Here is a 2104-nt window from a genome sequence, read left to right as displayed (position 1 = left end):
CATGGCGGTCGAGCCGCCGGCGGTGGGCTGCGCGACCGCAGCCGGAGCGACGGCTTCCGCTTCGGTCGGCAGTGCTGGCGGTTCGGCCGCCAGGCCCGGGGAAGACGTGACCGGGGCTTGCTCCAATTCCTGCACCGGCGTGAGCGGGGGCGGAACCGGCCCTGCCGCCGCTATTGCCTCGATCGCCTCCAGCCGCATGCGCAGCGCCGCCGCCTGATTCATGGCCTTGCGGGCAAAGATAAACGCGACCAGCGCGATCACGAGCGCGAAAAAATCGAGCGGCGAGTCGAACATCAAACCTCCAGGCGGGCGCGTCAGGACATTAACCGGTCACGTCCACGGCTCGTCGCAATCCAGTGAGTGCAGGTCCGGTCGCCATAGTTCGAACCGGCCCGGATTTTCGCCCCGTCATTCCAGATCGATGCGGAATGGCCGGCCTTCGACCATCATGCTGCCCGGCCCGATCTCGTCGAGCGCGCGCAGCATCCGCCCCTCGCGTCCCAGCGCCTTGTCCGCCAGGCCGACGATCAGCCGGTTGGGCGAGGCGATCGGGGAGGCCTCCCGGATTTGCCAGGCAATCTCGAGCTCGTCGCGATGCGGATTGAGCATGCAGGCGGCGGCAAAGGCGCTCGCGGTCGAGCGGCTGATCCCGGCATAGCAATGCACCACCATCGGGGCGCCGCGGTCCCAGCCGCGCACGAAGCCCAGCACTTGCGCGATATGGGCTTCCGAGGGCGCGAGGAACCCGTCGATTGGCTCGGTGATGTCGTCCATCTGTACCCGCAGATGATTGGCGGGGAGTACCGACTCCGGCCGCTGCACCTGCGCGACATTGGCCATCACGGTGAGGATATGGCTGGCGCCGGTGGCCTTGACGGTGTCGGGGAGGGCGGCGAGCGAACAGACGTGAAGCATGGCGGTCCCTGGGAATCCTTTGATGGCCGGAATTATAGGCCTGCTCGCGCTGCGGTGAAAGCAGCGTCGCAAAATCCTCGTCGTCCCGGCGAACTGATAGATCGCGCGCTACGCTGATGACACCATCTTGAATCTTGCCAAAAATCGCTTCTCGGCCTTTGCCGCGGTCCACGGCGTCAGGTAATCGCGCGCGGTCGCCTCGGGCAAGCCGGGATCGCGGCCGAACAGGCGCTTGGCCTCGGCTTCCGCAAAGCCCGCAAGATGGGTCGCCTCGAGATAGGCCGCGCCGCGGTCGGCTATCTTGATCGCTTGCGTGATGTCGTCGGCCAACACCGGCGGCAGCCCGAAGCGGATGTGGATCGCCGCCAACAGCCGTTGCTCCACCGCCTTGTAGTCGCCACCGAGCACCGCCTTGAACGGCGAGATCATGTCGCCGATGACATATTCCGGCGCATCGTGCAGCAGCGCCGCGAGCCGGAATTTTGCATCGGCGCGCGGCTTCTGCTCGCGCAGCACGGCTTCGACCAGCAGCGTGTGCTGCGCCACTGAAAATATGTGCGCGCCGCTGGTCTGCCCGTTCCAGCGCGCGACGCGGGCAAGGCCGTGGGCGATATCGGCGATCTCGATGTCGAGCGGCGAGGGGTCGAGCAGATCGAGCCGCCGCCCCGACAGCATCCGCTGCCAGGCGCGGGCGGAGGGCGCCGATGCCGCCGATCGCCTGGCCATTTGAGTCCTGGCCGTCATTTGACCTTGAGCCGGGGGAAGCGATGTTTTTCGCCGCAGCTTTCGTGACAGAAGCAGGTGACCAGATGATCGTTGACCATCCCGGTCGCCTGCATGAAGGCATAGACGATGGTGGGCCCCACGAATTTGAAGCCGCGCGCGCCGAGCTCCCTGGAAATCCTGATCGACAGCGGCGTCGACGCCGGCACGCTGGCGGTGGTCTTGAAGCGGTTGACCTTCGGCTCGCCGTTGACGAAGTCCCAGAGAAACTTCGAGAAACCAGCACCTTCTTCCATGATCTTCAGGTAGGACTTCGCGCTTGCGACCGCGCCCTCGATCTTGGCGCGGTTGCGGACGATGCCGGAATCGTTCATCAGCGCGTGGACCTTTTTGGCGTCATAGCGGGCGATCTTATCGGGCCGGAAATCGTCGAAGGCGCGGCGAAAATTGTCGCGCTTGCGCAAAA

At 65.5% G+C, this 2104-nt stretch carries 3 protein-coding genes and 1 pseudogene; all 4 read right to left on the bottom strand.

Translation table 11 applies throughout. From position 1 onward, the window contains the following. Window positions 1-294, bottom strand: a pseudogene (locus tag WCE35_RS19430) (DUF2339 domain-containing protein); the annotation flags it as partial. Between the two features lie 114 nt (window positions 295-408). Beyond that, complete coding sequence (locus WCE35_RS19425; RefSeq protein ID WP_424594945.1) at window positions 409-915, bottom strand: tyrosine phosphatase family protein; 507 nt, start codon at window positions 913-915, stop codon at window positions 409-411. Between the two features lie 108 nt (window positions 916-1023). Further along, window positions 1024-1641 (bottom strand): YfbR-like 5'-deoxynucleotidase, encoded by a 618-nt coding sequence (locus WCE35_RS19420; protein ID WP_424594944.1) that lies wholly within the window; start codon window positions 1639-1641, stop codon window positions 1024-1026. A gap of 14 nt (window positions 1642-1655) precedes the next feature. Then, window positions 1656-2104: DNA-3-methyladenine glycosylase I (locus tag WCE35_RS19415; protein WP_424594943.1), on the bottom strand; the 449-nt coding region annotated here is incomplete at its 5' end.

It is taken from the genome of Bradyrhizobium sp. (assembly GCF_049691595.1).
In the GTDB taxonomy this organism is placed as follows: Bacteria; Pseudomonadota; Alphaproteobacteria; order Rhizobiales; family Xanthobacteraceae; genus Bradyrhizobium.
Note: the sequence above shows the minus strand (reverse complement) of the source record. Positions and strands in the feature narration are given on the sequence as shown.

Excerpts from the sequence above, each read along its gene's own strand:
- WCE35_RS19425 (WP_424594945.1), bottom strand. The coding sequence starts at position 915 with ATGCTTCACGTCTGTTCGCTCGCCGCCCTCCCCGACACCGTCAAGGCC.
- WCE35_RS19420 (WP_424594944.1), bottom strand. The coding sequence starts at position 1,641 with ATGGCCAGGCGATCGGCGGCATCGGCGCCCTCCGCCCGCGCCTGGCAG.